At 43.5% G+C, this 24570-nt stretch carries 24 protein-coding genes; 15 read left to right on the plus strand and 9 right to left on the minus strand.

The features are described from left to right. Window positions 1-97: 97 nt before the first annotated feature. The 4 genes from SPIGRAPES_RS01230 to SPIGRAPES_RS01245 all read right to left on the minus strand — a co-directional run bounded on the left by SPIGRAPES_RS01230 (window position 98) and on the right by SPIGRAPES_RS01245 (window position 4319). Entirely contained in the window at window positions 98-1111 is a 1014-nt protein-coding gene (locus tag SPIGRAPES_RS01230; RefSeq protein WP_014268960.1) for a zinc-binding alcohol dehydrogenase family protein, read from the minus strand. Between the two features lie 892 nt (window positions 1112-2003). Next, window positions 2004-3269: a ferric reductase-like transmembrane domain-containing protein gene (locus tag SPIGRAPES_RS01235; RefSeq protein ID WP_172635057.1), complete on the minus strand. Its 1266-nt coding sequence runs from the start codon at window positions 3267-3269 to the stop codon at window positions 2004-2006. Beyond that, a complete protein-coding gene (locus SPIGRAPES_RS01240) occupies window positions 3266-3763 on the minus strand; it encodes a hypothetical protein (RefSeq protein WP_014268963.1) in 498 nt (165 codons plus the stop codon). Before SPIGRAPES_RS01240 ends, SPIGRAPES_RS01235 begins: the two co-directional genes overlap by 4 nt. A 34-nt stretch (window positions 3764-3797) precedes the next feature. Beyond that, window positions 3798-4319 (minus strand): hypothetical protein, encoded by a 522-nt coding sequence (locus SPIGRAPES_RS01245; RefSeq protein WP_014268964.1) that lies wholly within the window; start codon window positions 4317-4319, stop codon window positions 3798-3800. 366 nt (window positions 4320-4685) lie between these two features. Here SPIGRAPES_RS01245 and SPIGRAPES_RS01250 point away from each other — a divergent pair, with 366 nt between their 5' ends. The 9 genes from SPIGRAPES_RS01250 (at window position 4686) to SPIGRAPES_RS01290 (ending at window position 15007) form a co-directional block, all read left to right on the plus strand. Then, on the plus strand, window positions 4686-5930 hold the full coding sequence (locus SPIGRAPES_RS01250) for a hypothetical protein (protein ID WP_014268965.1): 1245 nt from the start codon (window positions 4686-4688) through the stop codon (window positions 5928-5930). A gap of 110 nt (window positions 5931-6040) precedes the next feature. Then, window positions 6041-6790: a DeoR/GlpR family DNA-binding transcription regulator gene (locus tag SPIGRAPES_RS01255; protein WP_014268966.1), complete on the plus strand. Its 750-nt coding sequence runs from the start codon at window positions 6041-6043 to the stop codon at window positions 6788-6790. A gap of 38 nt (window positions 6791-6828) precedes the next feature. Next, entirely contained in the window at window positions 6829-7602 is a 774-nt protein-coding gene (locus tag SPIGRAPES_RS01260; RefSeq protein ID WP_014268967.1) for an MTAP family purine nucleoside phosphorylase, read from the plus strand. Window positions 7603-7669: 67 nt separating this feature from the next. Beyond that, complete coding sequence (gene mtnA / locus SPIGRAPES_RS01265; protein ID WP_014268968.1) at window positions 7670-8731, plus strand: S-methyl-5-thioribose-1-phosphate isomerase; 1062 nt, start codon at window positions 7670-7672, stop codon at window positions 8729-8731. Window positions 8732-8881: 150 nt separating this feature from the next. After that, window positions 8882-10006: a BMP family lipoprotein gene (locus tag SPIGRAPES_RS01270; protein WP_014268969.1), complete on the plus strand. Its 1125-nt coding sequence runs from the start codon at window positions 8882-8884 to the stop codon at window positions 10004-10006. A 141-nt stretch (window positions 10007-10147) separates the two neighbouring features. Then, window positions 10148-11686 carry an ABC transporter ATP-binding protein gene (locus SPIGRAPES_RS01275; RefSeq protein WP_014268970.1) on the plus strand — a complete coding sequence of 513 codons (1539 nt, stop codon included), beginning with the start codon at window positions 10148-10150 and terminating at the stop codon, window positions 11684-11686. 79 nt (window positions 11687-11765) lie between these two features. Further along, window positions 11766-12800: an ABC transporter permease gene (locus SPIGRAPES_RS01280; RefSeq protein ID WP_245535454.1), complete on the plus strand. Its 1035-nt coding sequence runs from the start codon at window positions 11766-11768 to the stop codon at window positions 12798-12800. A 5-nt stretch (window positions 12801-12805) separates the two neighbouring features. After that, window positions 12806-13765, plus strand: a complete 960-nt coding sequence (locus SPIGRAPES_RS01285) for an ABC transporter permease (RefSeq protein WP_014268972.1) — start codon at window positions 12806-12808, stop codon at window positions 13763-13765. A 504-nt stretch (window positions 13766-14269) separates the two neighbouring features. Beyond that, window positions 14270-15007, plus strand: a complete 738-nt coding sequence (locus tag SPIGRAPES_RS01290; protein ID WP_014268973.1) for a CPBP family intramembrane glutamic endopeptidase — start codon at window positions 14270-14272, stop codon at window positions 15005-15007. A gap of 503 nt (window positions 15008-15510) precedes the next feature. Here SPIGRAPES_RS01290 and SPIGRAPES_RS17205 read toward each other — a convergent pair. The 3 genes from SPIGRAPES_RS17205 to SPIGRAPES_RS01300 form a co-directional block, all read right to left on the minus strand. Beyond that, window positions 15511-16044: a hypothetical protein gene (locus SPIGRAPES_RS17205; RefSeq protein ID WP_215904763.1), complete on the minus strand. Its 534-nt coding sequence runs from the start codon at window positions 16042-16044 to the stop codon at window positions 15511-15513. A gap of 241 nt (window positions 16045-16285) precedes the next feature. Then, window positions 16286-17038 (minus strand): NAD-dependent epimerase/dehydratase family protein, encoded by a 753-nt coding sequence (locus SPIGRAPES_RS17210; RefSeq protein WP_215904764.1) that lies wholly within the window; start codon window positions 17036-17038, stop codon window positions 16286-16288. Window positions 17039-17040: 2 nt separating this feature from the next. Further along, window positions 17041-18054: an NAD-dependent epimerase/dehydratase family protein gene (locus SPIGRAPES_RS01300; RefSeq protein ID WP_014268975.1), complete on the minus strand. Its 1014-nt coding sequence runs from the start codon at window positions 18052-18054 to the stop codon at window positions 17041-17043. Between the two features lie 639 nt (window positions 18055-18693). Between SPIGRAPES_RS01300 and SPIGRAPES_RS17415 the strand changes: the two genes are divergently transcribed. The 4 genes from SPIGRAPES_RS17415 (at window position 18694) to SPIGRAPES_RS01320 (ending at window position 21632) form a co-directional block, all read left to right on the plus strand. Beyond that, entirely contained in the window at window positions 18694-18819 is a 126-nt protein-coding gene (locus tag SPIGRAPES_RS17415; RefSeq protein ID WP_281047908.1) for a hypothetical protein, read from the plus strand. A 155-nt stretch (window positions 18820-18974) separates the two neighbouring features. Further along, on the plus strand, window positions 18975-20246 hold the full coding sequence (locus SPIGRAPES_RS01310) for a DUF1576 domain-containing protein (protein ID WP_014268976.1): 1272 nt from the start codon (window positions 18975-18977) through the stop codon (window positions 20244-20246). Next, on the plus strand, window positions 20243-20635 hold the full coding sequence (locus tag SPIGRAPES_RS01315; RefSeq protein WP_014268977.1) for a hypothetical protein: 393 nt from the start codon (window positions 20243-20245) through the stop codon (window positions 20633-20635). Before SPIGRAPES_RS01310 ends, SPIGRAPES_RS01315 begins: the two co-directional genes overlap by 4 nt. Before the next feature lie 259 nt (window positions 20636-20894). Beyond that, window positions 20895-21632, plus strand: a complete 738-nt coding sequence (locus tag SPIGRAPES_RS01320) for a CPBP family intramembrane glutamic endopeptidase (RefSeq protein WP_014268978.1) — start codon at window positions 20895-20897, stop codon at window positions 21630-21632. Window positions 21633-21766: 134 nt separating this feature from the next. Here the strand turns inward: SPIGRAPES_RS01320 and SPIGRAPES_RS16395 are convergent, their stop codons facing one another. Next, on the minus strand, window positions 21767-22081 hold the full coding sequence (locus SPIGRAPES_RS16395) for a cation:proton antiporter regulatory subunit (RefSeq protein ID WP_050805745.1): 315 nt from the start codon (window positions 22079-22081) through the stop codon (window positions 21767-21769). 293 nt (window positions 22082-22374) lie between these two features. Here SPIGRAPES_RS16395 and SPIGRAPES_RS01330 point away from each other — a divergent pair, with 293 nt between their 5' ends. Then, window positions 22375-23313, plus strand: a complete 939-nt coding sequence (locus SPIGRAPES_RS01330) for an ABC transporter ATP-binding protein (RefSeq protein ID WP_014268979.1) — start codon at window positions 22375-22377, stop codon at window positions 23311-23313. Beyond that, window positions 23310-24107 carry an ABC transporter permease gene (locus SPIGRAPES_RS01335; protein WP_014268980.1) on the plus strand — a complete coding sequence of 266 codons (798 nt, stop codon included), beginning with the start codon at window positions 23310-23312 and terminating at the stop codon, window positions 24105-24107. The genes SPIGRAPES_RS01330 and SPIGRAPES_RS01335 overlap by 4 nt, the downstream gene beginning before the upstream one ends. A gap of 75 nt (window positions 24108-24182) precedes the next feature. Here SPIGRAPES_RS01335 and SPIGRAPES_RS01340 read toward each other — a convergent pair whose 3' ends face one another. Then, a complete protein-coding gene (locus SPIGRAPES_RS01340; protein WP_014268981.1) occupies window positions 24183-24443 on the minus strand; it encodes a VF530 family protein in 261 nt (86 codons plus the stop codon). Window positions 24444-24570 lie beyond the last annotated feature (127 nt).

A 24570-nucleotide genomic window follows, 5' to 3' on the forward strand; every position in this document is an offset into this window, starting at 1 on the left:
GAATGTCCAGTCAGGTTTTGTGAAAGGATTATGGGGAGCCGAAGAGCACTTGCCTGCTCACCCTTGGTTCCCCCCTGCCATTTCTGCAATTAGCTGTTTAGAGTATCAAGACCTGTTTGCCCATCATTGTTTCGCTTTCCTGCAGAATGTGCATTGCCTGTATGTTCTCAGGGGTAAGCCCAAGCAGCGTCTTCTGTCGATTTGTTACGATATCCCCAGATTTCACGAGGTCTGCTATTGTTGCAAGCAGTTTTCCTTGTTCTGCCATATCGCCAGTTTCATACATTGATCTGGTAAACATAAATTCCCAGCAAATCGCAACGCTCTTCTGTTTGAATAAGGTAATATCAAGAGGGGCGTTTGGATCACTGATCAATACAATACGGCCTTGCGGACTGATACATTCTGCCATTGCTTTCCAGTGGTTTTCGATTTGTGTCGTACAAAAGATGGCATCAACGGAATCATGCCCTGATTTCTGTAATTCCGTATATAGATCATTTTTATGATTCAACGAGACCTCAGCCCCCAGTTTCTTGCACCATACTACTGTCTCAGGCCTTGAAGCCGTTGCAACTACATGCAGTCCAGCCCAATGGGCCAATTGGATTGCCATGGATCCGACTCCCCCGGAACCTCCCACTATGAGAATGGATTTTCCCTTGTTCCCATGTGCCTTGGGAATGAAACCAAGTCGTTCGAACAAGCCTTCCCACGCTGTGATTGAAGTCAAAGGCATCGCCGCAATATCTCCATGGGATAACTTGTCAGGAGCCAATGCTGCAAGCCTACAGTCAACAAGATGATATTCGCTATTGCATCCAGGTCTCTGTAAAGCCCCTGCATAATACACTCTATCGCCTGCATTGAACTTGGTAACATTGCTTCCTGTTTTTTCCACCATCCCACAAACATCCCAGCCCAAAACTGTATCTTTCTCTAATCTTTTTCGGACTTTTGTGTCGACAGGATTCATTCCGATTGCTTTTACCCGTACGAGAAGGTCATGAGGGCCTGGTTCTGGTACCAGTAGCATTTTCTCATAAAATGCCCCTTCGTCCTTGGCTTCACTTCCTGCTTTGGCCAATATGGCTTTCATGTTTTTTTCCATACTCGTCCTCCATTGTAGGTATTTGAAAACAGAACAAAAGATACTCCACACGTAGGATACCCTTGAATTATGCCCATTGAAAGAGTAGGGCTAGACTTGTCATTTTAAAGATACGCTGTTTTGTAAAATAGTATTGCTTTATGGTATAGATACAAGTAACTCTTGGAAAGGAAATAATTTCTGATGAAGTTTTTCGATTAAAGAGTTTGATTACAGTAAAGCAACAGCTTGGCTGAATTTTAACAGTTGTTTTCGAAAGCTTTGGCAAAAGAAACCTTTGCAAAGTCTTTGATTGTTGCAACGTACTGTATGCCAATACAGTAAGAACTGCAAATTGTCAAATACATGGTGCTTTTACTAGGATTAATGTTCTCCTGTTTTACCGTCACAGTCGTATGATTTACCTAGGCTAGACAAATGCTTGCTGTTAGTATAGGTTTGCCTATTTGCAAAAAACCCAGTAGTTTTGAAGATAGTTTGGCAAAGAATATTAAAAGTAGGGTAATACTTTGTATTTTTCTTGGTTTACATTACAAAAGGTTGTATCAAAATTTAGATGCGGTTATGATATTTACCATAAAATGCATTTATAAGAGGTATATAGTATGGCCAAGTCACAGGACGCAAAGAAAGAGGAGAAGAAGAAGCCCCTCAAAACCCCAAAAGAAAAGAAACTTGAAAAACAAGAGAAAAAAAAGGCAAGGTAAGCCTTTTACTTGTAAGATTAAGTATTCTGTCCCTACAATTATACAGTAAGCGTAAAGCTCTACTGATGGTATATTTGTAGTGGATGCATCCATATGGCAACTCAATTGGAGTGGTTGGGGGTATTGATTATATGCAATACAAGTAAACCACCACCTGCACAGAAAGGAATTTTTGGTTGAGTTGCCTAGTATGAAAATGCCTCATAATGGCATTGGCGTGCACTTACTTCCAGTTTTTCCAACTCCCTTAATACTATATTCCTCACATTTGGTGAAGAACATATATAGTAGGTTGCAAGGTCCGGTTCTTTGACATAGGTCTTGAAAAATTCAGCAGTATAGAGAATTTTATCCTCTTGAAAGATGAGACAATGCAGTTCTAGATTACTGTCTTGCAATGCAAAAAGTTCTTTCTCAAGAAGCAGCTCCTCGCGTGTCATTACAGAAAGAAAGCAAATAACTTTTTGTGAAAGAGGATTTGCTTTCATCTGCCGAATCAGGCTGATAATAGGTACAATCCCTATTCCCGATCCGATAAGAACCACTTGTCGGGCAGCATAGTTAGGAATGAAATTTCCGAATCCGCCATTTATTTTTGCCTGGTATCCTTTTGTAAAGGTTGCGATTTTCCTGGTAAAATCACCAGAGCCCTTGACTCCTAGCATAATACTTTCATCCGAAGGGCAAGAGAGATAGGAAAAGGGATGTTCTTCCTTGCCGATGCCTTTCTGGCACCATTGGATATAACCAAATTGACCTGCTTTGTAAGTGTTTTTCCTGTGTTTTGGTTTCGTAAAGGTCAGGATGCTGATATCACCTACCTGCCGATTATCAGTTAAGGTAACAAGCGGGAGAAAGTATTTGCGAAATTTGGAAAACAGAACAACCAGTAAAACAACGATGGGGAAAATGCGTGCATAGCCACTAGAAAACGCATTTGCCGTATCCAACAATCCTGCATCCAGTATATGGAGGTATAAAAAGATTCCCATCACGGGAAACAGATAGGCGTGGATGGACTTCAAAAGGTCATAGGATAGTTGCTTTCCTTTCAGTACTTTCTTGCGAAAGGCCCTTGTCATGGGGGTGTCGATCCAGAGGGCTGAGAGACTGAGCAGCAGAAACGTCAGAAACAATAGCGACCAGGAAATAAGGTTAATATATTTGCCAACTAAAATCTTAAAAATGGCATGGTAGAAAACAGCAGTGAGAACGAATATCCCGCTGAAAGCATGCAGCTTGATATTCTTGTCATAGGGAAAGATGGACTGAAAAAGTGGAAGTTTTACCGTGATCAAGAGATGATTGAAGATGGTATAGAACGCCATAATTGCTATACCGTAGTTGACTCCCTCTGCTATGCCAAAGAAAGGCAACTCAAAAAGGAATGATACAAAATGTAAAACAGGTATAATGAGATAGATGATAGCCAATAAGAGGTAGTGCATCATTTTCCCTCTACTGCTGAAAATAATTCCGTTACCCATTGCGTATGCATGTCCAATGATAGAGTGTTGCCTTTGGAAAAGCCTTTCCCTTCGTCATACCAGGAAGCGGCTGAAATTTCATCCACCCCATGTACAGAGTCTGATGCAAGGATACGTTCATACATGGCTTGGTTTCCCAAAGAATAGAGATTTACCACCATTACTTTCTTTTTATCTGTTATCTGGGAAAGATAGGTTGTAATTCGCTGATCGGTTCCCTGCGAAAGGCCTGTGTTCAGGATTACAACGACGTCTTCATTTCCCTTCAGGCCTTTGAATCCATTTGCGTAGGCAAGCTTCAGGGGTGATTTCTGCGTTTTAATTTGTTTCTTTACAAAGCTAAGAGCTTCCATGGTAACGCTTGTACGGTCAAGGTAGACCATGGTAAAGGTCTTTGCATACAGCGAGCAGGCAAATCCAAAGAGAAGGATGAGCATAAGGATAGTGTGTTTTTTCATGATATATTCCTGTTATTCAGACTATTTGACCACATTAGAAAAGCTGGATGACTACAGAGGCAGCCATAAGGCTTGCCCCGACTCCACCCAGGATGGAATGGGCCGATGCCCCAAAGGCAGCATTGTCGTCTTCTGCTTCGAATATCTGCGTTGCCAACATACACAGGCCTCCCACAATACCCAGCACAATATGGATGTTGTCCTTCTGGAAAAGATTTCCTTTGGAAGTGGAGAACCTGTTGCTATAGTTTAGCAAGCCAATTCCGATTGAAAGCGAAGAAGCCACAATGGCGGCAGTGCCAAGGGTTTTATGCAAATCATCATCAACCAACCCTGGATTGAATACAGCCGCTCCGATTCCGAGTCCTACAGCGCTATATCCGACCCAATCATGGGCAGTTGCAAGTACTTGGTATACTTCAGGACTTTCCAGATAATCACGCGCAGTTACAAAAATCGATGTCTTTTCCGGCTGCACTGCAGTCGCATCCTGTGCAGCGACCAAGGGGGTTGTAATGCAGAGCACAATAAGTAGGAGGCAAATACCTTTTTGCATGCTGTGTGTTCCTTTTTGACTAAGCATCACATGCAATTATCTTTTAATCAAGAATACGTGGCAAATCTTATATAGAACCATCATCAAGAAAGTAGAAAGTGATGGTTCGGCCGGTTCTATTGGATTCCAATGCCTTGTTTCTTTGGGGTTTGCTGTCTCTTGAAAAAGGAATTCCTTGGATGAGAATCATTTTTAAGACTCTTGAATTCTTTGGAAGTTTTAATAAATAATTAAAAAATTTCAAAAAAAATCAAAATATGAAAATTAATGGACAATGGAAAAAAACTATGCTATCGTAATGAAAGTAAACAGCCATCTGGCTCTGTTCGCTATTGATGGCAGCTTAAAACCAAATAGGAGCACTTAATGAAAAAAGCAGGCTTGTTTTGTATTACTATGATTGTCATGTTTTCTTTCGTCGGCTGTACGACCCTCAGTACAGCACCACAGCAAATTACATTTGCTGAAAAAACTGATGCCGCATATCTGTCTGAATACTTTGGAATTGCGGAATTTACCCAAGACGTCGATGCAAAGGCTTTCGATGCTGCAATGTTGAAAGTAGTAGGGGAGGATGTCGTAGATGAAAATGATTTCAATGTGATAAAAGTAATGATCGATGCAACCGCTCTTACGAAATTGGCAGCGACTTATACCGATGCAAAAGCTTCGGCACGCTTGGTTAAGGCTGGAATCGAGGGTGTGAGTGGGGATGATGCAAAATATCTTGCATGTGCCCTCGATGCCAATTTACTCCTTCCTGCTGCGGCAAAAGAGCTTATCGAAACAGGTGCCCTCGACAGCGACATGGCTACCTACTTGTTAATGAATATCGCACAGGCCAATGGTTCTGCCAGAAATTATATTGGTAACACAAGCGATGCAAATATCTTACAGAAAATTTCTGAAGTCTTTGATGGATTCAGTCTTTACTCCGATGGTAATCTCGATGCAATCGGTGCCCGTGCAGTACAGGATAAAGCCTCTACCGGATATAATCTGAAAATTGACAGCGAAGATGCAAAGTTTCTCCCTTCTTTGACCATCCAATATGGACATAGTGATGAAGTCCATCTGAAGCAGCTTGTTGTGCTTTTGGCAAGTGAAGGCATTGACGCAAAAATGCAGATTGAACCTAAAGTATCCATCTACGAGTATCTTCTCGACTGGGGTCCCATTCCTGAACCAAGCCCCTTCTACATGGTGGAAAAATTCAGCGATGATTTGTATCTGGTGCATGCAGTTGAATATGATACAAAATTTGAATTTGCTACCGGTGAAGATTTGAAAAAATTTGACACTATTATCAATACGTATGCAAAGAAGAATGAGGAGAACCAGAAAGAGGGTAGCAAGGTAAAACTCATACAGGGTGCCTGGTGGCAGCCACTGTACAGTGCAAGCTTCAATCCCGATGAATCTTCCTATAAAGAAATCGTAGACTGCGTCCTTGCAGAGGCTGGCTATTCCATTCATCCCTTCTCTGTCAAGGAAAACAGTAATGCGCTCAGTACCAAGCTGGAAAACCTCAGTGGGATCCCTGTACAGCAGAAACCTCTTTATGTGAATAATGCTTTCTACAGGTATATCACAGGCGAAGATTTCCAATAAACGACTTTGTATGACCATCGCGCACAATATTGGTTGGCACGATGGTCATGTTGGAAGTAGAATAGCAACTGTGAGACCAAGAAAAATGCAAGGAAAGAGGATGGTAGGCAATGATTCCCTATGTAAGGCAAAGTAAAATATACGACTACATCAAGATTCGTACTATTGTATATCTTGATGAGTTGGTGGAATTTACAAAAGTCTCAATGCCCACCGTCCGGCGTGATCTGAAAGTACTCCAGGATGAAGGGAAAATAATCCTTCTCAATGGTGGGGGTGTCAAGGTCAGCGAGGTTGTCGATCACTCGGTCGTTGGCCGCCTAGAGGTAAATGCTGAGGAAAAATTTATAATTTGTGCCAAGGCAGCCCAATATGTAGAACCTAATGATTTTATCTATCTGGGGCCGGGTACAACCGAGAACTATCTCATTAGTTTCCTTGCCGGCAAGAATGTCACCGTTGTGACCAATGGAATCTTTCATGTGAATAAATTAATTGAACATTCTATCAAGACAATCCTTATAGGTGGTCAGATGGATAACAATCTGGGCATTACCTATGGGGCGGAAGTATATGATAAAATCAATAAAATGAATTTCACCTCTTGCTTCATCGGGGCAAGCGGAGTATCGGAAAAATGCGTTTCTTCATTTGATAACTACACTGCAGTGATAAATGAAAAAGTAATGGAACGATCGGCAAAAAAGATTCTCATGGTTGATTCTACTAAGATAAACAATGTCTCCCATTATGTATTTGGAGAAATCAAGGACTTTGATCACATCATCACCACAGATAAAGCTGTTATCCATTTCACGAATATTGAAAATTTTGTCATTGCTGACAAATTTGATATCTGACAGCCTGGGATGGCAGTAACTAAGAGAAAAGGTACACTATGAACAAAGCAATCATTGGGGGAACAGGTGCAAGCTCTTTGCCCAACAGCTCGGGCCCCCATATCATCGATACTGTATATGGGTCTGTAGAGACGTATACGATTACAATCGGAAACGAAGAAATTCTTTTTTTACCACGCCATGGGTCTGGGCATACAACACCACCGCATGCAATTAATTTCCGTGCCAATTGTATGGCACTTAAGCAAATGGGGGTTACCTATGTCTATGCGCTTGCAACCAGCGGTTCCCTGGATAACGAGGTAAAGGAAGGCTCCATCGTGATAATCGAGGATTTCCTCGATTTTACCACCAATAGGGTCAAGACCTTCTTTGACGGTTCTGATAAGAAGATTGCCCATACAGATATGAGCGACCCTTACTGTAATCAATTGCGAAAGCTTTTCAAACAGAAAGCGGCACAAAAACAGATCCCTGTTGCAGATAACGGAGTGTATGTTTGCACCGACGGCCCCCGGTTTGAAGGAAAAAGCGAGATAAGGATGTACAAAAACCTTGGAGGGACAATCGTCGGTATGACAGGCATCCCAGAAGTGTTTTTGGCAAAGGAATTGAACATCTGTTATTCTGCGATCGGCCTCATCTCTAATATGGCCTGTGGTATTACCCAGGAAAACCTTGCAGGTATCGACCATAAAACTGTTGTCCAAAAGGCAACAAAAGATGCCTTGGATATTATCTGTGATATTTTTGCCGATAATCAACTCGATCAGAACCATTGTCAATGTACCGAGGCTGTGCTGCATGTATAACCAGGTTCCCCCTACCATAACGCTTGAATATAGTAAGGCATAGCAAATACAAACCATAGGAAAAACAATGAATACGATGTTACCGGTTACCTTGCATAGCGATGCAACAAAACTCTTGTTGCTGGACCAGACCGAACTCCCGACAATAGAAAAATTTTTGGAAATAGATACGAGGGAAGACCTATATGAAGCGATAAAAAAACTCCGTGTACGGGGAGCCCCTGCCATTGGGGTAGCTGCTGCCTATGGCGTATACGTATGTATGAGAAAAGAAACGTATGCTTCTCTTGATGAGATGCAGAAAGATTTCTCATCTTTGAAAAGCTATCTGGCCAGTTCTCGTCCCACTGCGGTAAATTTATTCTGGGCTTTGAACCGCATGGAAGTGCGATTTATTACTGAATGCACTCTAAAAACCAGTACACAGGATTCGGTATTGACAGGCTTGTTGGCTGAGAGCAAAGCAATCTTCGATGAGGACCAGAAGATGTCCATAGCAATAGGAAAACATGGTCTTACACTTTTTTCAAAACATATGGGGATTATGACACACTGTAACGCAGGAGGTTTGGCGACCACTGGGTACGGAACGGCCTTGGCACCCATCTATCTTGGCTTTGAACAAGGGTATGACTTCAAGGTATATGCTAATGAAACCCGACCCTTGCTCCAAGGTTCACGGTTGACTGCCTATGAACTGAACAAAGTCGGAATCGATGTCACGGTGCTGTGCGACAACATGGCTTCTTTGGTCATGAAGCAAGGGAAAATCGATGCCATTATCGTGGGAGCGGACAGAATTGCTGCAAATGGCGATACAGCGAATAAAATCGGGACCTCGGGCGTAGCCATATTGGCTAAGGAATATGGTATTCCTTTCTATGTGGCTGCTCCTACCTCGACCTTCGATTTGGAGACAGCCATTGGGGATGATATAGAAATCGAAATCCGTGACGGTGAAGAAGTAATCAATGGATTCGGCAAAAGAACCGGTCCTGAGGGAGTCAAGGTGTATAATCCGGCATTCGATGTGACAGCGAGTAAATATATTACCGCTATCATCACCGAACGGGGGATCATTACCCATCCTGACAGGGAATCGGTGACGAGCCATCTTAAAAACAAATAATTTTCCAGAGCTGAAGGGTGAAGGTTTAATAATCTGGAATATATGGTTGTGTAAAAATATCATTGTAGGGTGTCTGTAAGGATTCGGTTGAAGAAACAAATACAGCTACCGTAAAATGATGAAAAAATAACATTGTAAGGGGAGACAGACATGAAAAGATTTCTAGTAGTACTGACACTTGTATTGATTTCAAGTGTGGCATTCGCAGCTGGTAATGCAGAAAAACAGGGTTCTCAGCAAGTGGGACTGAACATTGCAATTATCACCACTCCGTCTGGGGTTGATGATGGGTCTTTCAATGAAGATAACTATGATGGAATACTTGCCTTTATTGCAAACCATCCTGAAGCAAAAGTAACTGCCATCAGAGAGCCCAGTGGCGATGTAGCCATGGCTTTGAAAGCTGTATCTGATGTTGTGGCTGAATATGATGTGCTGGTCTGCACAGGATTCCAGTTCTCCGGAATTGGCGAACTGGCCAAGGAAAACCCCGAGACAAAGTTCATTCTTGTCGATACCTATCCTACCGATAAGGCTGGAAACAGCATTGAATTGCCCAATGTCTATGCTATGCAGTTTGCAGAGCAGGAGTCAGGGTTCTTTGCCGGCGTGGCAGCTGCCTTGGAAACCAAGACCAATAAGGTTGCTGTAGTCAATGGGGTTGCTTATCCGTCAAATGTAAACTATCAATACGGCTTTGAATGCGGCGTCATCTATTCCAATGCAAAATTTGGAACAAAGGCTGAATTGGTTGAGCTTGCTTCACAGGCTGGAACCGATGTAACCGGAGCTAATGTCGGTGGAAACTATGTAGGATCCTTTGCCGATGAAGCTTCAGGCAAGATTCTTGGCGAGCAATTGCTTGCTCAGGGTTGTGATATTATTTTCGTTGCTGCAGGTGCAAGTGGCAATGGTGTCTTTACTGCTGCAAAAGAAAGCAACGGTAAACTAAAGTGTATCGGTTGTGATGTCGACCAGTGGAACGATGGTGTCTATGGTGATAAGAATATCATACTGTCCAGTGTTCTCAAGGTCATGTCTTTAAACGTCGAGAGAGCTTTGAATAAAATACAAGATGGTACTTTCAAGGGAGCAAACGTACTTTTGAGAGCCGATTCCGATTCAACCGGCATTGTAAAGACTGCCGGTCGTCAGCAAATGCAGGCTTCTACCATTGAAAAACTGGATACTGCTTATTCTTTGGTAAAGAACGGGACTCTTGTTCCAGCTTCAAATTTCGGGGGATTCTCTCCTGAACAATTCATTGTCAAATAAGTAAGTGGTTCTTGCTATTGGGGGACAGTAATACGTCCCCCACGATTTTGTGCATACTGATTTTTGAACTGTTTAGCATATCTTTTTGTAGAGAAAAAAAAGCAAGTCAGATAAGATACGTTTTTTGTGGGGGGCCCGTACGTGGATACTTTGGTAGAATTCAAGCATATAACCAAGCGTTTCCCTGGTATCATTGCAAATAATGACATTTCCCTGAAAATCGAGAAAGGTGAAATATTTGCAATTCTCGGAGAAAATGGTGCTGGGAAATCAACACTTATGAGCATGCTGTTCGGCATGTATTTACCGGATGCCGGTGAAATCCATGTACGTGGAAAACTTGAAAGGATCAGCTCACCACTGGTTGCGAATAATCTCAATATAGGCATGGTGCATCAGCATTTCAAGCTTGTTGAGAACCAGACGATTACTGAGAATATTATCATGGGAATTGAACCGGTCAAACGAAAACTGGGGCTTTTTCCTTATGTGGATTTGGAAACGGCCAATAGGAAAGTCAAAGAGATTTCCGAGGCCTACCATCTGGAGGTAAACCCTACCGATGTAATTCAGGACCTTCCTGTTTCCACTAGGCAACGAGTCGAAATTCTCAAAATGCTCTACCGAAATGCCGAGATCCTTATTTTTGACGAACCAACAGCTGTATTGACTCCCCAGGAAATTGAATCGTTGCTCCATATCATTCAAAATTTGCGGGATAACGGTAAGACAATCATTTTGATTACCCATAAGCTGGATGAAATAAAAAAGATTTCGGATCGCTGTGCTGTCTTGTGCAAGGGCCAATTGGTCGGGGTTCTCCCTGTGGCGACTACTTCAACGAATGAGATGTCCGCACTCATGGTAGGCCATGAAATATCCGATACGATTGTAAAGACTGAATATAGAGCGGGTGAGGAAGTCTTGAAAGTAGAAAACCTGCAGGTAATATCGAATCAGAATGTCACTTTGGTTGATAATGTAAGTTTTTCCGTACATCGCGGGGAAATACTTGCCATAGCCGGGGTAGCCGGTAATGGACAAGTAGAGATTGCTGACGCGATTGCTGGCCTGACTCCCCTTGCCCAAGGCAGTATTATGCTTGGCGGTCACGATATTTCGCATGAGAACGTGCGCAAACGAATCGAAGGTGGCATTGCCTATATTCCTGAAGACCGCCACTCAGTAGGGCTTATCTTGGACTTGAGTCTCAGGGAGAATCTCTGTTTGAAACAGTATTATCAGCAACCGTATTGCAAACAGAATGGAATCCTCGATTTTCCCAATATGGAAAAGTTAGGCAGCCAGCTGATCTCAGATTTCGATATACGATGCAGCAGTGGCGATGACACTATTGTAAGGAGCATGAGCGGGGGAAACCAGCAGAAGGCGATTATTGCCCGGGAAATCCAGCTGAATGCAAAGCTGCTGATCTTTGTGCAACCTACCCGGGGGCTCGATGTCGGGGCTATTGAAGCCATTCACCAAAGGATCAATGCTCTTCGTTCGGAGGGTAAGGCGATTCTTTTGATCTCGTTGGAATTGGATGAGGTCATGAAGCTGGCCGACACTATTCTGGTTATGTATAATGGTCGTATCCAAACAATAAGGAAGGCCTCTGAACTCACGAAACTGCAAGTTGGTGAATATATGATGGGGGTTCATGTTGAAAAAAAATAATATAGGAAAGAGATTTCTTGTAGTATGTTGCGGGCCTGGGAAACACCAAGTCCTACGAACCTCGCTCTTTTGCATATTGATGAGCCTGTTTGCAGGGGGAATCTTGCTGCTGTTTTTGGGTGAAAACCCTCTTGTTGCCTACAAAAGCATCCTGCAAGGTGCTGGAATCCTTCCAAAGCTCCGCTACGCAGGCAAAAAAAGCCAATTTACCGATTTTATGAGTTTACTCAATTATACTACGCCAATGATTTTTGCCGCCTTGTCGGTGGCTGTTGCCCTTACTTGCGGAATATTTAATATCTGCGTATCGGGAATTATGATTTTCTCGGGTTTCATTGCAACAATTCTCATTGGTTATACTTCACTCGACCCTGTGCTTGCCAAGGTTCTTGTGGTTCTCATCGGTGTGCTCTGTGGCAGTCTTATGGGTGTCTTGATCGGATACTTGAAATATCGCTTCAATATGAATGAAGTAGTCGTTGCCATTATGCTCAACTACATCATCAATTATGTGGTGAGCTTCTTTATCCAGACAAAGTTCATCGATCCGATAACCAGACAGTCGGTAAGCATTAACCCCAATGCAAGGCTGACGCTGTTCGACTTTCCTGCCTTCGGACTTAAAATAGAGATTGCCCTTATGATCCCCGTTGCATTGGCTGCCGTGTTCGCCATCAGGTTCTTGATGACAAGAACGCGTTTTGGTTTCGAGATGAAAGCGGTAGGACTAAATAGTACAGCTTCTAGGTATGCAGGGATGGAAGTACCCAAGATCATTGTCTCGACCATGATACTCAGCGGTGCACTTGCAGGGCTTGCCGGGGTTACGTTTTATCTGGGAAGTAATGCTTCCATACAGCCAAGGGTGCTACCAGCTTTGGGTTTTGATGCAATTGCGGTTGCGTTGCTTGGCAATCTCTCTGCTATAGGGAGTATGTTTGCATCCTTGTTGGTGGTAATTTTTGACTGTGGTACTACCTATATGTCTTCTCGGCTAGGGGTGCTGCGTGAGATTGCTGCCCTGATTACCAGTATCCTTTTGTTATTCAGTGCAATTGGAATTTTCTTCCGGTCGCTGGCAAACCGGTATGCCCATGAAATAGAGGAGAATTGAAGACTATGAATAGCATAATTATTGATGGGTTGTCGTTCTCTCTTCCTCTTTTTATCATTGCCCTCGGTGGAATCTATTGTGAGGGTAGTGGAGTTATCAACCTAGCTCTGGAAGGATTGCTGGGTTTCGGGGCCTTTTTTGGTGGACTAAGTTTTGCCTTGCTGAGTGCAACATTTTTAGGAAATTCTCCATCGCTAATCTATCTGTCGTTGTTCTTTGCAATGTTTGGGGGAGCTTTGTTTGCCGGTCTGCATGGCTTGATGTGTATCAAGTTCAAGGCAAACCAGGTGATCAGCGGGGTAGTAATCAATATGTTGTCCGTTTCCCTCACTGCGTTTTTCGCCAATCAGATCAATGCTTCGGTATTTGGCCATGCTTCCAACAAATTCCAGCTGGAGATTTTCCCACGCGTAACGATTCCCTTCATATCGAAGATTCCTGTTCTCGGTGCTTTTTCTACCAATATGTATACGTTCGAATTCATTATTGTCATCGTTGCTTTATTTATGTGGTATCTACTGTATAAAACCCCTGCGGGTATGCGTCTGAGAGCCTGTGGGGATAATCCCCATGCGGTAGCAGCTTCTGGGGGGAATGTAAACAAAATCCGATTCTGGGCCATTATTGCTAGCGGGGCTATGGCTGGGCTTGGGGGGATGTGTTTTGCCTATTCGATTTCAACAAACTTCTCGCCTAGTATTTATATGGGATTTGGTTATCTTGCTATCGCTGCTTACATTTTCGGGAACTGGAAAATCGGCCCGACTTTTTTGGCTTGCATTCTGTTCGGGTTTGCCAGAAGTGCCGGGTATGTAATTGTCCAGAAGTTGCAGCTCCCGAGTTCTTATAGTGACTTGGTCCTGACTTTGCCGTACATCCTGACTTTGGTATTGCTCATATTCTTCTCCAGTGCCAATAAGCCTCCATTGTCCCTTGGTGAGATTTACGACCAGTCGAAACGATAGAAAGAAGGAAATACGAACCGTCTGTGTTGTCTGAACTACTAGCGTGATTTCTTGCAACAATGAGAGACTGTAGTTGCAAAGACAGTATATGTACATGCTGAGATGCATACTTGCCGATGATTTGCATCTCAACAATATATTGATTACTCAATGAATACTCGCTTTAAGCTAGCAAAATAACAGGTAACGATGTACCTTTTGATAGGGAATTTACTCAACTGCACAAAAAGGATTACAGAACGAGATATATCTGCAAGACATTGGATCATGCCAGAAAAGTGAGAAGGGTTTATCCTGAAGCATGGCGATGGATTGGATTTTGGGATGAGAGAAAAAGGCTAGAACTCAAGAATAAATCTGATTTAAAAAAAACCTTTTACCAGACATCAGTAAATTATGGGTTTGTGCATTTTGCATTCACTCAGTCTTGCCTTGAATACATCTTTTAGGATGGCAGTACCTGTCGGTCGTGACTATATATGTTTTATAAGAGGGAGAGATACTATGAAATATCTGCGTGAAAACAAGCCAATCTGGCATGCATTGGTCTGGGTTGCGATCTATGTGGTCCTGGTCAACGTAGGCGACTTTGTTGCATCGCAACTTCCGGTCGCGGTCTGGGCGACCTGTTTTCTGCTTGGCTGTCTTTCTATTACGCTGATAATCTACCTGAAGCAGACTAATCAGGCTGAATTCTATGGAGTAAAGCGCCCGCAAGCCGGAACCCTACCGCTTGCTCTCTACCTCGTGCCGCTGTTCGCAATCGCCTTCCTCCAGTATGCAAAGGGGCTCGATTCAAAGCTCGACACAAGTATCATTGTCATCGATTTCTTGCTTGTAACATGTGTTGGGTTCATCGAGGAACTTCTGTTCCGGGGCTTCCTGTTCAAGGCCATACTGAAGAAGGGCAACCTGAATAAAGCGATTTTCATTTCCGGCATCACTTTCGGTATCGGACACATTGTTAACCTGGCTCGTGGTTACTCATTTTCGGATCAGCTAATCCAGATAGTCGTTGCAATAGCGATCGGGATTGTGCTTGCCTATTGTGTCGCCCTCACCGGTAGCATCATTATGGGAGTGGTCTTTCACGCGCTGTTCAACCTCAGCGGAACGCTTACTAATCATGAAACCGTCTTGGACACGTACATTGTTTTCGCTATGCTTGTCGTGTTGATCCCGTATGTCCTTTTCATGCGGAATCGGCTAGCTCGAGTACAGGCGCAGGTGGCAACCGCTTAGAGGAAGCCCGATGTAGGGATAGGTGGTGTATAAAAACGTATGTATTTTTTCAAAACAAAGATACGTAAAGAAAAAATTACATAGGTGAGCATTGAACGTAATACCAATATCATTATATCCATCGATCCCAGAATACTGGTTTTAAACAAGCAGGTCGCTTCAACAGGATAATCCATAGTAAGTTTCAACTAGCAAAACAACGAGTTTATCTATGGATAATAGCTGGCATTTTGTCGGCAAATATACCCTTGGTTGTAATGGCATTGCTCTTTGGAGTCAGTCATTGCACAATTACTTACTCAACTACTGCATAAGAATGGGTTTTTATATTGGTTGGCCAAGGATACAGTCTGGCAAGAATCGGGCGCCTGCTGTTTGCTGGTTTACAGATAAACCATGGTAACATGTGCGGGAACAGAGCCTGGAAGAAATTGATGTACTCAAAATGCTACTTGCCTGTATCTTCTGCGGATATATCTATTTGTACAGGATTGTCTAGTATTTCACTCAATATCGAGATCCGATACTATCTTCGGGTATTCCCTTTCTGTCTCTGACATATCGTGCAGGGGGTCCCAAACCTGGGCAAAGAAGGGGTCCACCTTAGCCCTTGCTGCATAATTCCAGCTCTTTCTCTCACAATGGGGACACCAGTGGCCTCCCTCCAGAACCAAACGGGGGCTAGCCTCGAACTCATGATTGAATGCACAGGAGAAACGGAGTTTTGTAGTCCAATCTCCCTTTGTCATAGAAACTGACAGGCATTTTCCACCGCGGAATTCGGCCGCCTGGCATAAGTCCTGTATATCGAGTTCGTTCTCGTTTTTTGTCTCATCGAATCCATGGTCAAGGGAAACCACCACCTCATAGGATTGGAAATGCTCTATCTTACCAAGGTCCTTTGGGATGTTCTCCCACTGCTTCCTGCTTCCCCAATAGGCATCGATGTGCTCTTCCATAGATTGTTCCAGAAACCGTACCGTCCCGTGTTCTCCCCTTGCAAGCTTCAAAAACCTCCGTTTGATAAGGTTTCCCATCAATCTTTGGCCTCCGGGTAAGGAGCAGATAAACCGTATAAGATCCGCTGTTTTCCCCAGATCCTTTAAGATTTCACGGTAGAAATACTGTATGGAATCGTGCCGGAAATGGAGAAACTGTTCCAATGTGTCTGAGTCAAGGTAAAACTGACCATGGAAATTCCGCGTAGCAAACCATTTCGGATTGACAATATAGGACAGATCCTTGAAACCGAGTTCCCGGTAGATTTGTGCATACAGGCTATAGGTATCTATCCTGCAGGATTCTCCACCTCCTATTATTGTATATATGGCCCCAGAATTTCAAAGGAAGGCTTTCTTCTTGCTCTGCTTTGCAGAGATTTTTAAGCAAAATCCCGGAATCACGGTCGGAAATGTACTCGAGCACATTGTCCAGACAGTTGTGAAAAATGATTGCATCCTGAATTCGGCCCATTGCCTTCCCTAAAATCCCTGTCTGGCGAAGGCTTACCCAGTATTTCAGGCCAGATTCGACAAGAGCACGTTCTGCGGCAACCTTTGAAACAGCATAGTAGTCAAATATGCTCGGTTTCACTGGATCGCCTATCCGGCCCCAGTGAATCGGTGGCATACGGTCGCCCATCTCGGCAATGGTTCCAATCGAAACGACTTTCACCGTGTCCTCCCGTCTCTGAGCCTTGATAGAGCGAAGGATATTTTTCATGGAACCATAGTTTATTTTCATGGAAAGATCAGGATGATAATCTGCAGCCGGTGATACCAGCGCCGCAGTATGCAAGACAATATCAACGCCTTCCATGCATTCGTAGACATCATCATAATGAGTCAAGTCTCCCCAATGGATGGTAAGGGCAGGGTGGCTCTCAAATGGCTTCAGTTTCTTCCTGTCGGTGGGGGTGTCCAAAACGAGAAGCACAATATCCTGCCTGTTACCATCTTTAAGCAACTCCTGCAAGCAGCAAAAGCCCATGTTCCCTGTTGCCCCGGTGAGAAAAATCCTTTGTTTCTGCATGGCTACTCAGCCTTCATAGCAACAGTCTCAACCTGTTTGTCTATGATATCCAGGCACAGGAGTATGGATTCCCCGATGGCCTTTTCTATATCGTCGCTTTCCACGCCAAGGATCTCACAACCCAACGATTTGTCAATATATTGTTTGGAACATTGCAAAGCAGTGAACTTGTCCAGGTTGAGCCCCCCTTCGATATTGCGTTTTTTCTGTTCCCTCATGATTTTACGTATCCCGATTCCAAACAGCCAATTGGGAATCGTAAGGATTTTCTTGTCCGGGCACCCTAGGTACCGGTGGATTATCGTAAGCAATTCCTTCCATTGCATATTATAGTACCCGATTGGGTAGCAGTGGCCGCCTTCGTTTCTTTCCAAGGCCCCTGCAACTGCCTGCCCTACCTGATGGACTGTCACCATTGTCGTTCCGCCTTTGGGAAACAGCGTTACTTTTTTCATTCCCCTGATCATCTCTACCAAAAATACCCATACAGGTTTGCGTCCAGGCTGGACCCCAAATATATAGGGAAGCTCAAGGACTGCCACAGCGAAATTATTATCTGCAAACGAGAGGGCTACCTCTTCCTGGTCTCTTCTCGAGCGTATGTAAGGATGCCATTTTGTCAGCTCCATATCAGGCCATAGCTTGTTGAAATAGGCAAAGTAGGAACCAAGGATCACCGTATGTTTCACCCCTGATTCCCTTGCCAGGGTGAGCAGTCGTTTCACTGGGTCAATGTTATACTTCTTATACGAGTCGTAGATTGGGGGAGGACCCTCAAAACGTTCATCGATGCCGGCAGCAAAGACAAACCCCTTGCAGCCGGACAAACGGGTTTTTATTTCCTCATCGCTCATTTTAAGATAATTACCGTATTCAATCTCAAGGTTGGGGGGTAACACGGCACCGGTAGGTAAGGGCGGTAATGCCAGAGTGGTGACCGTATGACCTCTGGCAAGCAATTCCCTTGCGGCTTCACTCCCGATCAACCCGGTTCCCCCGATCATGAATATGTGCATTTGCCTTTTCCCCCTCTCAAAAAAAATTATTTTTTACCAAGCGCGGCAATCCAAAGTGCAAGCATGCTTTGCAATATATCGCTATGGGAATCATCGGATAGTTTGCTTCGGTTGTATAGATTAAAGCTGCACTGACAAGTCTAAAGAAGCAAGTATCGTAGGGACTTGGGAATGTAAAAATACAATAACGTGCTACAACGAAGCGTGATGCAAGGAATACGGTTTGTATTCTCTACTGAACTCTATTCCTGCCTGCCAGGCAACTGTTGAAAAATCACTATCCATATTTTAAATACATATAAGATTTTTATATAGAAAAAATAACCGACCAGATATTGGGAAGCATAAAGGAAGAAGGATTTCAGCCGGAAAAGAAAAGGACTCGATTTCTCGCGCTACCTCAAGGCCTGCTCGAAATTGATAACCGAGCATCTCCAACAATATTTTCCTAAGCTTTGGAAGCAAATCATCACAATCTTGGTCCTGCGCTTTCTTTAAGGGAAAACCTGTAAGCGAATCGACCTGCATTAAGAATGCAGCTTCCTTTCTGATCAAGTACTGAAGGCTAAGCACTTAGTACAGCAACGATTGTAGTTGTTGTGGTGTCAAAGTCCCCCGCAGTCCCTACAATCGAATGAGATGGCCAAATTACACAATGATGTGTACGACCTCAGCAGCTACCTGTACGTTTTGCCTGCAACGGATTATTCCATCCTTGTTCCCAGGGCGAAAATGCAGGTCATTAGAAACGGAAAATATCTGTAGGAAAAGCTTTTGTTTTTCAGAGAAAAGCTAATTCGAGTTTAAGATACTCACTGTCAAAAGTACGTAAGAAAAAAAATGATTAGATATCTGTTGTGCTCTACTCCATTTCCCTTTAGCATAAAATCAATCGAATGCAAAAGGAAAAGGAACCTCGTATGGAACGCACAGAAAAATACCTATATACGATCATGCTGTTCTTTATCCTGGCTTTGGCCATAGTTGGGCTGGCTATTGATGGACCGCTGCCTGTCTTTGATGGTTTTTTGCAAATCCAAAGCAAAGGATCAAGACTCATCAATGACTTTACAACCTATGGGGTAGGCTCTGCCATGTTCAATGCTGCCCTTGTCGGGCTCATCGGATTGTCAGTTGTCTTCTTTGCCACGGTCAGTCTGTCAGGTCCGACAATTTCAGCCATTTTCACCATGATAGGATTCGGTTTTTTTGGAAAGACTCCTCTCAATTGTGTTCCGGTTATCCTTGGGGTCTGGTTAGCTGCCAAAATTGCACACAAGACGCTAGGGTCTTACAGCCTTATTGCCTTGTTTGGAACTGCCCTTGGTCCTGTGGTGACGTTCGTTATGTTTGAGATACACCTTCCGTTCTTCATTTCCATTCCTTTGGCTCTGGTCTCAGGCCTCTTTGTCGGCTTCATTCTGCCTGCAGTAGCCGGTTCTATGTTGCAGCTTCATCAGGGGTATAACCTGTACAACACTGGGTTCAGTTGCGGCTTCATAGGTCTATTTGCCTCAAGCATGCTTATTGCGACAAAGCGTATGGAGCCAATTACAATTGTCTGGAATTTGGCACAGGAACCGGCTCTTATACTCTTCATCCCGGTCCTGTCAGTGTTCCTCCTTTTCTTTGCCTTCCTCATCGATGGGTTTGGCAATATCCGCTCCACGTTAAAAGGGTTTGCAAATTTACAGAAACTCTCGGGACGACTGCCTACAGACTTTTTTGATGCAGGGTCCGCTGGGGGGTCATTGGTTAATATGGGTTTGCTTGGCCTGTCTTGTTCCTTGTATGTTTGGTTTGTCAAAGCCCCGTTCAATGGCCCTGTTATAGGGGGCATCCTGACGGTGATGGGTTTTGGAGGGTTTGGTAAGAACCTCAAGAATACCTGGCCGATTGTTGCAGGCGTTGTCTTGGCCTCCTTGGTGTTTGGCAAAGAGCTTTCAGCCCCTGGGCCAATACTTGCAGCCCTTTTTTGTACGACACTTGCCCCAATTGCCGGACAATTTGGTATACTCGCGGGAATAATTGCAGGATTCATTCATCTATTCATGGTAGAAACCACTGCCCAATGGCATGGTGGACTTGATCTGTACAACAATGGATTTGCAGGCGGGCTCACCGCAACCCTTCTCATAGCCATTCTGGAATGGTATAAGAACAATCGCCCTAAGGAGGATTTTGAGCAATGAAACGAAAAGAATTTTTAGGCCGTTTGATTGGTGAACTCACAAACTTCATGCTGGAGGGAAATCCACTCCGGTTGGTAATATCACTCCATCAGGAAAACGATGGTGCCCATATAAGTTTCTTTGATGACAGGCCTCGCACTGAATTTGAATTGGAACAGATCAGACAAGCGCTCAACCCCAAGGCCCAAAGGCCCGAACTGGCACAATATTATGGCTTGATGGCAGGCCATGATATGACTTGGGGAGCCCGGCTGAAACTTATTGGATGGCAGATAAAACACGCGAGTGTGAACAATTCTGACAGTGGTCTGCAAATTGACCTCTGGTTGGGCAGTGATGCCTTTAATCCGGAAAACTTCACCTTGGAATCAAAAGGAAAAACAAAATAAGAACATCGTGAAAAGGTTTTCGGTAGCATGATTCCAACCCTGGGCAGGTAGTTAGCTAACAAGTGTTTTCAATTATGTATAAAACTAGTTCATAAAAACAAATATGTGATGTAAAATGTATTTTCAAGCTATCTGTTTAGGATGTTTTACCTACGCTATTGCTATTTTGTTTGAACTGAAAGGACTTTTGCTGGGGAATCGGAACAGCAGAAGAGCAGTCAGATGAATAAAGCATTGAGAGGGAAGGAGTACAAACTACATGATTGAAGAAAATACTCTGGAAATTGAACAACATTCCGTTTTGAAATCATTAGTGCTGCATCTTCTTCCCGGAATGTTAATCGGTATGTTCTATTTTGCATTCTATGCACGTTTTGCCAAGCATGGATATCCGTCAATTATGGCATTGGCGGTTGCGGTACCAGTGGTACTGGTACCCGTCGAATTGGGTTACTTGCTGGTACAAGGGTATAAGAAGAACAAAAAACTGTCATTGAAACAGGTTATATCCTATTTGCAGCCTATAAAAACATGGGAGTATTTTGTTTGGATTCCCATTTTATTTGGAATTATTGGAATTATCTTTACCCAGATGAAACCTGTTGACCAATTTATGCAGAGCCACGTTTTTTCTTGGATGCCTACTATGCAAAGCGGGCTAGAGGGAGGCTATGCAAAACCCATCCTTATCAGAACCTATCTAATGGTAATTGTGTTTGTTGTATGCATAGGTCCCATCGTAGAAGAATTGTATTTCAGAGGGTATTTATTACCAAGAATGAAGTATGCCGGTAAATTCGCACCTTTGCTGCATAGCTTTCTTTTTGCACTGTATCATGTATTTACCCCCTGGATGATACTAACCCGCACCATTGGCCTCTTACCCTTGATCTACACAGTAAAAAAGAAAAATCTCTATGTCGGTATCGGTTTGCATATACTGATGAATTCAGTCGATATGCTTACAGGAGTGCTTTTTATCACAAAAATGGTCTAAAAGCTTGTGCATTCTCTTGAAACAGAAGACCTAAATTATGTGTAAGCTGTTACGATTATGTAAAATAGACACCATAAAGCAATGATATACAAAACATTTTTGAAGTGTTCTATCATTGTCAAAGGTTAAAACATTTAGTCCTTCTTTTTACTAGAGGCTATAGATCGAAGCATTTCGATCTTGTCCGGTTTTCCGAGAACCAACATGCAGCTTCCGGGTGAAAGTTGTTCTGTAGGTCCAGGGTTAAAGCGCAATTTCCCTTTTGGGCTTCGGATCGCGATGATGATCAGCCCTGTTCGTTGGGGAATGCCAGCATCTTTGATCATAAATCCAGATAGTTCGGAGTCAACTTCAACGGTGACTTCCCCAAGCTCCAGCAATTCGTCATCGAAACGGGTGACGATATCCAAGAACGACATTACCTGGGGTTTGAGCATAAGGTAGGCCATTCTGATGCCACCAATTTCATTGGGAGAGATGGTTTTGTCCGCACCGGCACGCTTCAGCTTATCCGCTGAGCCTTTTTCGATAGACCTGGCAACTATGGAGAGAGCATGGGGTTCGAACCCCGTGCGTTTAGGATTGTATAGACATTCTGGGCGTCGTTCTCAAGGCAACTATCTATGATGGTTAATGTGGTCATTATGTAGCCTTGTTCCAATTAACTTATTGTAAATTACCTGCAATAATAAGCAGGAGAAGATTTTAATCTCTTGATAAATGTATAAAGGGGCGGTGAATCATGAGTGATTTTGCGTTGGAAGTAACCAATCTGGTAAAAGAGTATGGTGAAAAACGAGCGGTCAAGGATCTTTCTTTCCAGGTGAAAAAAGGGGAGATATTTGGCCTTCTGGGGCCTAACGGCGCCGGAAAAACCACCACCTTGGAATGTATTGAAGGCCTACGGAAGCAAACCTCAGGGGACATTTCTGTGGCGGGTATCAACCCGCAATCCCATAGTGGGGAGTTCTACAATACAATTGGAGTCCAATTGCAAAGTTCCGGTATACCGGAGATGATGACCTGTAGAGAAGCAATAGCCTTTTTTGGCCGCTATCATGGGGTGATACCTACCGATAAGCTTCTTATCCGGCTAGGTCTCAAAGAAAAGCTCAATGCCCCCTATCATACACTTTCTGCCGGACAACAGCGTAGGCTTTCTTTGGCAATTGCTGTTGTGCATGAACCTCAGATTCTTTTTCTTGATGAACCCACTGCAGGGCTGGATGTGCAATCAAGAATTGCATTGCATGCAATGATTCAAGAATACAAAGGCCAAGGAAGAACGGTGATCCTGGCAACGCATGATATGGCTGAAGCTGAGACCCTTTGTGATACCATCGGCATTATCGTCCAGGGTTCCCTTGCTATGGTAGGAACCCCTAAAGAAGTTACTGCAGCCGGAGACAAACGAACAACAATTACCCTCTCCTCAGCAAAAGGAACGCTTATCGCTCTGGCTAAGAGCGAAGATGGTAGCAAAGTAATCCAACATGCAATACTTACAGGAATAAAGGATGGGTATTGCTATTACACTACAGACAACCCTGGCCCGGCTGTTCTGTCAATGCTCACCCTTTTACAAGAAGCTGAAGACGAATTGATTGATCTGAGGGTAGAAAGGCCTACCTTGGAAGAACGATTTATCGAGATTACAAGCTCAAAGGAGGCTAGCGTATGAGTGCCTATAGCTACCATCTTATGTATGATATCAGAACAGGTTTGCGTGATAAGAGCCTCATGCTTATGAATTATCTGTTTCCTTTGGGCTTTTTGTTGCTTGCCGGGCTTTTTATGACGCAGGTAAATCCTTTTTTCAAGGATATCATGATTCCTGGGATGATTCTTTTCGGCATTATGTCATCGACGCTCCTCAATCTTTCAAGCATACAGATTCAGGCTCGCGAAACCGGTATTTTTCGTAGTTATCGAGTGAACGGTGTAAAACTGTGGTCCTTGGTTTCAATTCCTATACTTAGCAGCAGTATCCATTCGGTGCTAGTTTCAGCAATTGTCACTGTACTTAGCTTGTTTTTGTTTGATGCCGCTGCACCGGTGAACTGGTGGTGGTTTTTTGTGGTTCTGGTTACCTGTGCTGTTTGTCTGTCTACCATCGGCATGCTAATTGGAATCGTTTCTCCCTCTGCGCGTGCAGGAATTCTCCTTGCACAGATGGTGTTTATACCCTCGGTGATTTTGGGGGGACTTATGGTCCCTGCAGCTATGATTCCTGCAAATCTTCAGTTTATTGTCTCCCTGCTTCCGGCTTCCCATGGAATCCAGGCTTTCAACAATCTCAGTATGGGATCGGGGAATGGGAAATTTGAACCACTTGTCATTTTGTTGGTAAGCAGTGTAGTAAACCTGGTTCTCTGTCTGGCTCTCTTTCAATGGGAGGCAGGCAACCATGCCGGAAAAAAGAAATTTTTCGGATTGCTTGCCTTATTGCCTTTTTTAGCGAGTTATGTTGTGTAGTCAAGGCTAGCTGATAGTCGATGCATGCTGGTTTCTCGCTTTTTTGTCTTAAAACGAGTCCTTTTAGGACTATCGTTACTCTTTTTGTTCGTCTTTTTTCTGTTCTTCAAGTAAATCAAGATAGATTTCTTCTACTTTTGATCGAGCCCAGGGGGTTTGCCGTAAGAATTTCAGACTTGATTTTATCCCTGGGTCAATATAGAAACAACGGATTTCAACCATATAATATAATTCTCTCCACCCATAATAATCCACAAGATATCGTAGAATTTGCTCAAGGGTTACTCCGTGAAGGGGGTTGTTCGGTTGTTCTTGCAAATCATTTTTGTTACGCATGGATTGTGTTCCTTTGCCAGGGTTTTTCTAGCTGTTAAGGGATGTATTGTATAGTTTCCTGTATTGTAAACTACGTACGTGGATAGTCTCTTGTCCAGGACAGGTCGAGGTCAAAAGACACGTAACG

Source organism: Sphaerochaeta pleomorpha str. Grapes (assembly GCF_000236685.1).
In the GTDB taxonomy this organism is placed as follows: Bacteria; Spirochaetota; Spirochaetia; order Sphaerochaetales; family Sphaerochaetaceae; genus Sphaerochaeta; species Sphaerochaeta pleomorpha.

Coding starts and splice junctions, on each gene's coding strand:
- SPIGRAPES_RS01230 (WP_014268960.1), bottom strand. CDS start 1,111: ATGGAAAAAAACATGAAAGCCATATTGGCCAAAGCAGGAAGTGAAGCC.
- SPIGRAPES_RS01235 (WP_172635057.1), bottom strand. CDS start 3,269: ATGATGCACTACCTCTTATTGGCTATCATCTATCTCATTATACCTGTT.
- SPIGRAPES_RS01240 (WP_014268963.1), bottom strand. CDS start 3,763: ATGAAAAAACACACTATCCTTATGCTCATCCTTCTCTTTGGATTTGCC.
- SPIGRAPES_RS01245 (WP_014268964.1), bottom strand. CDS start 4,319: ATGCAAAAAGGTATTTGCCTCCTACTTATTGTGCTCTGCATTACAACC.
- SPIGRAPES_RS01250 (WP_014268965.1), top strand. CDS start 4,686: ATGAAAAAAGCAGGCTTGTTTTGTATTACTATGATTGTCATGTTTTCT.
- SPIGRAPES_RS01255 (WP_014268966.1), top strand. CDS start 6,041: ATGATTCCCTATGTAAGGCAAAGTAAAATATACGACTACATCAAGATT.
- SPIGRAPES_RS01260 (WP_014268967.1), top strand. CDS start 6,829: ATGAACAAAGCAATCATTGGGGGAACAGGTGCAAGCTCTTTGCCCAAC.
- mtnA (WP_014268968.1), top strand. CDS start 7,670: ATGAATACGATGTTACCGGTTACCTTGCATAGCGATGCAACAAAACTC.
- SPIGRAPES_RS01270 (WP_014268969.1), top strand. CDS start 8,882: ATGAAAAGATTTCTAGTAGTACTGACACTTGTATTGATTTCAAGTGTG.
- SPIGRAPES_RS01280 (WP_245535454.1), top strand. CDS start 11,766: ATGAGCCTGTTTGCAGGGGGAATCTTGCTGCTGTTTTTGGGTGAAAAC.
- SPIGRAPES_RS01285 (WP_014268972.1), top strand. CDS start 12,806: ATGAATAGCATAATTATTGATGGGTTGTCGTTCTCTCTTCCTCTTTTT.
- SPIGRAPES_RS01290 (WP_014268973.1), top strand. CDS start 14,270: ATGAAATATCTGCGTGAAAACAAGCCAATCTGGCATGCATTGGTCTGG.
- SPIGRAPES_RS17205 (WP_215904763.1), bottom strand. CDS start 16,044: ATGGGAAACCTTATCAAACGGAGGTTTTTGAAGCTTGCAAGGGGAGAA.
- SPIGRAPES_RS17210 (WP_215904764.1), bottom strand. CDS start 17,038: ATGCAGAAACAAAGGATTTTTCTCACCGGGGCAACAGGGAACATGGGC.
- SPIGRAPES_RS01300 (WP_014268975.1), bottom strand. CDS start 18,054: ATGCACATATTCATGATCGGGGGAACCGGGTTGATCGGGAGTGAAGCC.
- SPIGRAPES_RS17415 (WP_281047908.1), top strand. CDS start 18,694: ATGGCCAAATTACACAATGATGTGTACGACCTCAGCAGCTACCTGTAC.
- SPIGRAPES_RS01310 (WP_014268976.1), top strand. CDS start 18,975: ATGGAACGCACAGAAAAATACCTATATACGATCATGCTGTTCTTTATC.
- SPIGRAPES_RS01315 (WP_014268977.1), top strand. CDS start 20,243: ATGAAACGAAAAGAATTTTTAGGCCGTTTGATTGGTGAACTCACAAAC.
- SPIGRAPES_RS01320 (WP_014268978.1), top strand. CDS start 20,895: ATGATTGAAGAAAATACTCTGGAAATTGAACAACATTCCGTTTTGAAA.
- SPIGRAPES_RS16395 (WP_050805745.1), bottom strand. CDS start 22,081: ATGGCCTACCTTATGCTCAAACCCCAGGTAATGTCGTTCTTGGATATC.
- SPIGRAPES_RS01330 (WP_014268979.1), top strand. CDS start 22,375: ATGAGTGATTTTGCGTTGGAAGTAACCAATCTGGTAAAAGAGTATGGT.
- SPIGRAPES_RS01335 (WP_014268980.1), top strand. CDS start 23,310: ATGAGTGCCTATAGCTACCATCTTATGTATGATATCAGAACAGGTTTG.
- SPIGRAPES_RS01340 (WP_014268981.1), bottom strand. CDS start 24,443: ATGCGTAACAAAAATGATTTGCAAGAACAACCGAACAACCCCCTTCAC.